Annotated in this window: 6 protein-coding genes; 5 read left to right on the forward strand and 1 reads right to left on the reverse strand. The window is 70.0% G+C overall.

All coding sequences use genetic code 11. The features are described 5' to 3' along the window. The first annotated feature begins 117 nt into the window (after positions 1 to 117). Genes QZV84_RS00210 through ccsB form a run of 5 tightly spaced genes read left to right on the forward strand, consistent with a single transcriptional unit; the run spans position 118 to position 5,121 of the window. Complete coding sequence (locus QZV84_RS00210) at positions 118 to 747, forward strand: histidine phosphatase family protein (protein ID WP_292823551.1); 630 nt, start codon at positions 118 to 120, stop codon at positions 745 to 747. After that, positions 747 to 1,361: a TlpA disulfide reductase family protein gene (locus QZV84_RS00215; protein ID WP_292823554.1), complete on the forward strand. Its 615-nt coding sequence runs from the start codon at positions 747 to 749 to the stop codon at positions 1,359 to 1,361. Before QZV84_RS00210 ends, QZV84_RS00215 begins: the two co-directional genes overlap by 1 nt. Further along, on the forward strand, positions 1,358 to 2,224 hold the full coding sequence (locus QZV84_RS00220) for a cytochrome c biogenesis CcdA family protein (protein ID WP_292823557.1): 867 nt from the start codon (positions 1,358 to 1,360) through the stop codon (positions 2,222 to 2,224). Before QZV84_RS00215 ends, QZV84_RS00220 begins: the two co-directional genes overlap by 4 nt. Then, complete coding sequence (locus QZV84_RS00225; protein ID WP_292823560.1) at positions 2,205 to 4,001, forward strand: cytochrome c biogenesis protein ResB; 1,797 nt, start codon at positions 2,205 to 2,207, stop codon at positions 3,999 to 4,001. Before QZV84_RS00220 ends, QZV84_RS00225 begins: the two co-directional genes overlap by 20 nt. A 4-nt stretch (positions 4,002 to 4,005) precedes the next feature. Then, the gene (gene ccsB / locus QZV84_RS00230; protein WP_292823563.1) at positions 4,006 to 5,121 is read left to right on the forward strand and encodes a c-type cytochrome biogenesis protein CcsB; all 1,116 of its coding nucleotides are present in this window, start codon (positions 4,006 to 4,008) and stop codon (positions 5,119 to 5,121) included. Positions 5,122 to 5,545: 424 nt separating this feature from the next. Here ccsB and QZV84_RS00235 read toward each other — a convergent pair whose 3' ends face one another. After that, on the reverse strand, positions 5,546 to 7,552 hold the full coding sequence (locus tag QZV84_RS00235; RefSeq protein WP_292823566.1) for a YhgE/Pip family protein: 2,007 nt from the start codon (positions 7,550 to 7,552) through the stop codon (positions 5,546 to 5,548). Positions 7,553 to 7,688: the final 136 nt, after the last annotated feature.

The following is a 7,688-nucleotide window of genomic DNA, read 5'->3' on the forward strand; positions in this document are numbered from 1 at the left end:
ACCGGATGTCGAGGTCGCACCGAAGAAGACGAGCGTCTCTTCGACGATCCTGGTCACGCTCGCGCTCGGGGCCTTCGCTCAGCACGCCCACAGAACGGCTCACCGTAGACTACGGGAATGCCCGCCGACCGCCTTCATCTCGTGCGCCACGGAGAGGTCCACAACCCCCGCCGCGTGCTGTACGGGCGGCTCCCGGGCTATGGGCTGAGCGCAGACGGGCGACGGATGGCGCGGCAGACCGCCCAGTACGTGCACGGCCTCGGACGCCCGATCGGCGCACTCATCTGCTCACCCCTGCAGCGCACCCGCGAGTCGGCGGAGCCGTTCACCGTGCTGCTCGGCATCGAGCCGGTCATCGACGAGCGCGTCATCGAACCCACCAATGTGTTCGAGGGCAGGCGGATGAGTCGCGCATTGATGAACCCGATGAGCTGGAGCCACCTCTCGCGCCCCGAGATCCCCAGTTGGGGAGAGCCGTACGCGATGGTCGTCGACCGCATGCAGGCTGCGATGGGTGAAGCGTGGAGGGCCACCGAGCGCGGCGACGTCGTGATCGTCAGCCACCAGCTTCCGATCTGGGTCACCCATCTGGCGGTCGCCGGGCTCCCCGCGCGCCACGACCCGCGCCGCCGGCGCTGTGCCCTCTCGAGCGTGACGAGCTTCGAGCTCGTGGGCGACGTGTGGCGCGAAACGGACTACGCCGAGCCCGCCGCGACCGCAGGCGCCGTCGACGTCGGGGCCGTCTGATGCGCGGCATCCGCTCTCGGCCTGGGAAGCGTGCGGCAGCCGTGCTGCTGTCCGCAGCCCTGGTCGCAGGGCTCGCGGCGTGCTCGAATGATCCCCTCGCCGAACAGTACCGGGCGGGTGAGAACAAGGGGTTCATCTCGGGCGACGGCGCCGTGCAGGAGATCCCCCTAGAACAGCGCGGCGAGCCGGTCGTGTTCGCCGCGACGACCGAGACCGGCGATCCCGTCGCGAGCGAGGACTACCTGGGTGGCGTGCTCGTCGTGAACTTCTGGTACGCCGCGTGCGGCCCGTGCCGCGCTGAAGCCGCGGATCTCGAGCAGGTCTACGGCGCCTTCGAGGGCGAGGACGTCGCCTTCCTCGGCGTCAACACGATCGACTCGGCTGCCGCCGCTGCCGCCTTCGCGCAGACCTACGGCGTCACCTACCCGAGTGCGATCGCGTCCGAGACGCCCGCGATCAAGCTCGCGTTCGCGGAGAAGACCCCGATCCAGGCGACCCCCACCACGCTCGTGCTGGATGCCGAGGGCCGGGTCGCCGCGCGGATCATCGGCCAGCTGCCCGACCCCTCGATCCTGAAGACTCTGGTGCGCGAGACCCTTGCGGAGTCGTCATGAACCCGGGCGCGATCATCGCCGACGGAGCGCTCTGGGTCGCCCTGCCGATCGCCGTGCTCGCCGGCCTGGTCTCATTCCTGTCGCCGTGCGTGCTCCCGCTCGTTCCGGGCTACCTCGGTTTCATCGGCGGGTCGGTCGCTCCTCGGTCCCCCGAAACCCGGAGGATCGCGCCGACTTCGGACAGTTCGGCCGAATCGGTCCGAGTCTGGGGTGATTCTCCGGATCTCGGATCGGACGGACGAGTGGATGCCGCTCTCGCAGTCACCGTGGCCGACGAGGAGCCTTCACGCGGCCGGCTCCTGGTCGGTGTGCTCCTTTTCATCGCCGGGTTCACCGTCGTCTTCATGGCGGTCAACATCCTGGGCGGCACGGTCGGGCAGTTCTTCATCGAGTACGCCGACCCGATCACACGCGTGATGGGCGTGATCGTGATCCTTCTCGGGCTCGTCTTCATCGGCCTGTTCGGCTTCGCGCAGCGCACCTTCAAACCCCAGGTGCGCGGCAACCTCGGGCTGATCGGGGCACCCCTCCTCGGGCTGGCGCTCGGCATCGGCTGGGCGCCGTGCATCGGTCCCACCCTGGGGGCGATCCTCGCGATGTCGTGGAACTTCGGCGATCCCGTCCGGGCCGGCCTGCTGGGTCTGGCCTACTCGCTGGGGCTCGGCATCCCCTTCATCCTGATCACCCTCGGCTTCGGCTGGGCGACGCGATCGTTCGGGTTCCTGCGCCGCCACATCCGTGCCGTGAACATCATCGGAGGAGTGATGCTCGTGATACTCGGGGTGCTCATGGTGTCGGGAGTGTGGACCGCTCTCATGGCGCAACTTCAGGGGGTGTTCCTGAGTGTCCCGCTCCCGCTCTGAGGCCCAGGGCTCTTCGGCGCCCGATCCTGCCGAAGGCACGCTGCGCCCGGCCGACCACGCCGACTCGGCCGCGCCGGCCGCATCCGACGACATCGTCCGGCCCGCACTCGGCCCGGTGGGCTGGCTGCGGTGGGGATGGCGTCAGCTCACCAGCATGCGCACCGCGCTGGTGCTGCTGCTGCTGCTTGCGATCGCGGCGGTGCCGGGATCGATCGTCCCGCAGCGCAGCGCCGACCCGAACGGCGTCACACAGTACTTCGCCGACAACCCGGACCTCGCTCCGGTGCTCGACAATCTGCAGCTGTTCGATGTGTACACCTCGATCTGGTTCTCGGCGATCTACATCCTGCTGTTCGTCTCGCTGATCGGATGCGTGATCCCGCGGACCAAGCATCACTGGAAGGCGCTGCGCGCGCGTCCGCCACGCACGCCGGCGCGGCTCGAGCGGCTCGCCGACCACCGGTCGTCGATCGTCGAGCTCGCCCCCGGCGTCTCCGCGGAGGGGGCGGCCGCCACGGCCATCGACTCGGCCGCCGAGCAGCTCAAGCGCGGCGGGTACCGCGTCGAGCGCTACGACGCCCGCGGGACGCTGTCGGTCTCGGCTGAGCGCGGCTATGTGCGCGAGACCGGCAACCTCGTCTTCCACACCGCCTTGATCGGCGTGCTCGTCGCGGTCGGAGTCGGCGGCGGCTTCACCTACACGGGGCAGGGCGTCATCATCGAGGGCGGCACGTTCGTCAACACCCTCCTGGACTACAACTCCTTCAATCCCGGTCGCTTCGTCGACGAGGAGACGCTCACGCCGTACTCGCTGACACTCGACGAGTTCAGCGTCACCTACCAGCCCTCCGGCGAGCAGGGGGCAGGTCAGGCGGGAGACTTCATCGCCCACCTGACCACCCAGCTGGCGGGCGAAGACCCGCAGCAGGGCGAGGTGCGCGTCAACCATCCGCTCGACATGGCCGGCGACCGCATCTACCTGATGGGCAACGGCTATGCGCCGACCGTCACGATTCGCAACGCCGCCGGTGACGTGGTGTTCTCGGAGTCGGTGCCGTTCCTCGCGCAGGACACCAACATGACCTCACTCGGCGTGATCAAGGTCCCGGACGGCATGCCCGAGCAGCTGGGACTGGTCGGCTTCTTCTACCCGACCCAGGCGCCGCTGACCACCGGAGCCTTCGCCTCCGCCTACCCCGCGCTGATCAACCCGGTGATCTCGCTGGACGTGTACGAGGGCGACCTCGGCATCGACGACGGCACTCCGCGCTCGGTGTACGCGCTCGACACGACCGACATGACGCAGCTGACCGGACGCAAGATCGACGTCGCCTCGATCGAACTGGCGCCCGGCGAGACGGCCGACCTGCCGAACGGCCTCGGGACCATCACGTTCGAGAACGAGTCGCCCGCCGGAGCCGAGGGCTACGAGCAGTCGGTGAAGCGATTCGTCTCGCTGTCGATCCATCGGGACGCCGCGGCCACGTGGGTGCTCGCCTTCGCCGTGCTCGCGGTGCTCGGGCTGCTGGCCGCGCTGTTCATCCCCCGCAGGCGCCTGTGGGTCAAGGTCACGCCCGACGGGCACACGCTGCGGATCGAGTACGCGGCGCTGGCTCGTGGTGAGGACCCGGCGATCGGTGCGGCACTCGACCAGTTCGTCCAGCGGCACGGGCGCGGTCTGGAAACGGTGCTGCGCGGGCAACCCGCGGCATCCGATTCCGCCGACGACTCTTCGTCCGCGCCGCCGGACTCGCCTGATTCGCCGCGGATAGACTGAGACCATGCCCGGCACTCTCACGCTCGATTCGGTATCCGTGCTTCTGGTGTGGACGGCGATCTCGATCTACGCACTCGCGTTCATCGCGTACGCGGTCGATCTTTCCCGCCGGGGCGCCCGCGCAGCCGATCTGCAGGACGCCGCGGCGCGGGATGAGTCGACCCGGGATGCCGAGGCCCGGGATCGTGAACTCGTCTCGGTCGCCGCCGCCGGGCAGTCCGCCGAGTCGGCTGCTGCCGCCTCGCCGGGACGTGCGGCGAACAGCCGGCTGCGCGATCAGGAGCGCGCCGCCGAGGCGACGTTCACGGCGCGGCCGGGCGACCGCCCCAGACTGCTCTGGGCCCGCATCGGCACCTCGCTGACGGTCCTCGGGCTGCTCTTCCACATCGCCGGAGACGTGACCCGTGGCATCGCCGCCGGCCGGGTTCCGTGGTCGAACATGTACGAGTTCGCCCTCACCGGAACCATGCTGATCGTCGCGGTGTACCTCGTATCGCTTTTCCGCTACGACTTGCGCTTCCTCGGATCCTTCATCACCGGTCTGGTCGTACTGCTGCTGGGCGGCGCGGCACTCGCGTTCTACGTCGAGATCTCACCCCTGATGGATCCGCTCAAGAGCGTCTGGCTCGTCATCCACGTCTTCGTCGCCTCGCTCGCGACCGCGATCTTCGCGCTCGCCTTCGGGCTGTCGGTGCTGCAGCTCATGCAGGCGCGGCGCGAGCGCAAGACAGCCGCGCTTGCGGATGCCTCGAGCATGGAGGTGGCAAAGGCCAAGACCGGGCCGCGCTTCCTTCGGACGCTGCCGGGAAGCGATGCCCTCGAGTCGATCGCCTACCGCTTCGCGATCATCGGCTTCATCTTCTGGACTTTCACCCTCATTGCGGGATCGATCTGGGCGAACGACGCGTGGGGCCGATACTGGGGCTTCGACACCAAAGAGGTCTGGACGTTCGTCATCTGGGTGCTCTACGCCGGCTACATCCACGCGCGGGCGACGCGCGGCTGGAGGGGCTCCCGCTCCGCGTGGCTGTCGATCATCGGGTTCAGCGCCGTCATGTTCAACTTCACGATCGTGAACATGTTCTTCAAGGGCCTGCACGCCTACTCCGGACTGAGCTGAGGCGCAGCCCCGCTCGGCATGTCCTTGACAGGGTGTGGGACACGGTCTAGCTTGTGTTCCGGATGAACGCGTTGACTTGGGGGTCGCGCAGAGTAAGCCGGTTCGGGGGAGCCGCAATCGCGGTCGAGGGTGCGCCGGCGCTTTGTCAGAGTTGGACTTCGATGGCAGGCGCGTCATGATCCATGCAGTGGGCGGTGAGCGTTCGGGTAGCGCTGGGGCGCCGCGAACGGTCGATGCGCACATGCGGTCTGCACTCGAAGCGAAACCCGCAAGCGCCGGAATGCTGGGGCACCATCGTCACGCGGTGAACGTCGGCGTGCGCGCAACTCCTGGCTGAGCCTGTCACCGGGGGCGTTGGGGCGTCCCCGGTGACTGCTGCGGTGTCGGGCGCAATCGTGTCGCAGAGGCGGCCCGCGATATCTGCCTACGCCGGAACGGGCGATGCCGCCAGCAGGTCCCCCGAACGGGCGACGCGTCGCCGCGCCACCGCGATCGTCGTCGCGATGAACGCGAGCCCCGACCAGATCAAGAGCCCTGCGATGGCGGCGCCGAGGCCCCCGGCATCCGTCAGCGCGGCGAGCATCCCGGTGTAGGCGGGAGCGGTCGGCAGCAGCGCGGCGGCGTCCGCCAACACCCCCGGCACGGTCGAGACGACGCCGGTCGCGACAGCGAGCACGCCCACCAGCGCGGCCAGCCAGCGCCCCAGCCCACCGAAGACGGCCACGAGTGCCTGGTTCACTGCGGCGAAGGCGACCCCCGCGACCACGCAGAGTGCGGCGAACAGCGACCACTGACCCCAGTCGTACGAGGCCGCGAGCTGTACCACGCCGGCCACCAGCAGCCCCTGCACGGCACCGAGCGCTGCGGCCGGTGCGAGCCCGCGCAGCGCGAGCACCACGGATGGCGCCCGCGAGGTCAGCGCGCGGCGGGAGGCCGCCTGCAGTGCCACGAAGGTTCCGAGTCCGCCGAACCACAGCGCCAGCGTGGCCAGCAGCGGCACGGCGGAGGCGCCGAACAGCGACGAGCCGACTCCCTCGGTCGTGACCGGGTCGGCGACGACTGCTGCGAGGCTGGTCGCATCGCTGTCCGTGTACGACGGCAGAGCGGTGGATGCCTGATCCAGTCCGTCCGCGAGGCTCGAGGTTCCGCTCGCCAGCTCTGCGATGCCGCCGGCGAGGGAGGTCGCCCCGTCGGCGGTCTGCGCCGCTCCGTCCGCCAGCTGGGAGGCGGCGGATTCCAGACCGCGGGCTCCGTCGGCGGACTGCCCGGTGCCGTCCGCGAGCTGCGCGAGACCGGCCGCCAGCGAGCGTGTCTGATTCGCGGCCTCCACCAGTCCCGCGCTCGTCTGCGACGTGAGCTGCTGGATGCCGGAAGCGGTCGGCGTCGCGTAGCCGCTGGCGTAGCCGGCGCTGGTCGCCGCCTCCGCCGCGTCTCCCGCGGTAGTGCCCGCCGTCTCCGCCGCGGCGCCGAGGCTCGCGCAGAAGGTCGCCGATCCGCCCTCGGCGATGCACTGGCCCGCCAGGTCGCCGATGCTCTGCGCGAGTCCGCCGGCGTCCTGGGCGACACCCGCGGTCTGCGACGCGGCCGTCGTCGCATACGTCGCGGTCGCCTGCGCGACGCCGACGAGCTGCGGATTTTCCACCTGGGTGGCCGCCGTGTCCAATCCCGCCGCGAGCTGACCGGCGCCGGCCGCTGAGGCGGCCGTGCCGGACGCGATCTCCTCGAGCCCACTCGCGAGCGACCCCGCGCCCGAGGAGAGCTGCGACGCTCCCGAACCCAGCTGGCTGATGCCGCCGGCAAGTGCGGTCGTGCCTTCGGCCGCCTGCTGCGCACCGTCGGCGAGCCGGTGCGCGCCGTCGGCGGCTTCACCGAGCTGGTCGCCCAGCGTAGTGAACCCGAGGAACACGTTCTCGAGGTACACCTGCGAGAGCTGCCGACCCATGATGGATGCCGCGGCCGAGGTCACCTGTGCGACGATCGCGTCGTCGACGACCTTCGAGTCGGGCGGGGTGGATACCTCGATCGTCGCCTGCTCCGGCGTGCCGCCGGGGGCGGTCGAGGTGGCGGTCGAGGTGGCGGTGGTGGAGAAGTTCGAGGGGATCGTGACGACCGCCTGGTAGGTGCCGTCGGCGAGCCCGGCGGCGGCGTCGCCGGCGTTGGAGATCGTCCAGTCGAGGTTGCTCGCCACGTCGTCGGAGCCCTCGACCAGACCGGCGGTGAGCTGGCGGCCCAGCGGAACGTACTGACCGTCGATCGTGACCGGTTCGTCTTCGTTCACGATCGCGGCGCTCATGTTGTCGAGCCGCTCGGCCGGGTTGTAGAGCGCGGCGACGAGGATGCCGCCGATCAGCACCGGCAGCAGCAGAACGCCCACCAGCGTGAGCCAGGTGATGGGGCGCCGGGAGCGGGCCCGCTCGATGTGGAGGGTCATGCGTGCACCTCGGTCGGGGAAGTGTCGGTCGTGGAAGTGCCGGTTGTGGGGGAGCCGGTCTCACGCAGGAGCGCTCGAGCGGGGTCCGGGTCTGCGTGCACCGTGATGTCGAGCACGGAGGTGCCGGGCCAGCCGG

Origin of the sequence: Microbacterium sp. (assembly GCF_011620715.1) — a bacterium.
GTDB lineage: Bacteria > Actinomycetota > Actinomycetes > Actinomycetales > Microbacteriaceae > Microbacterium.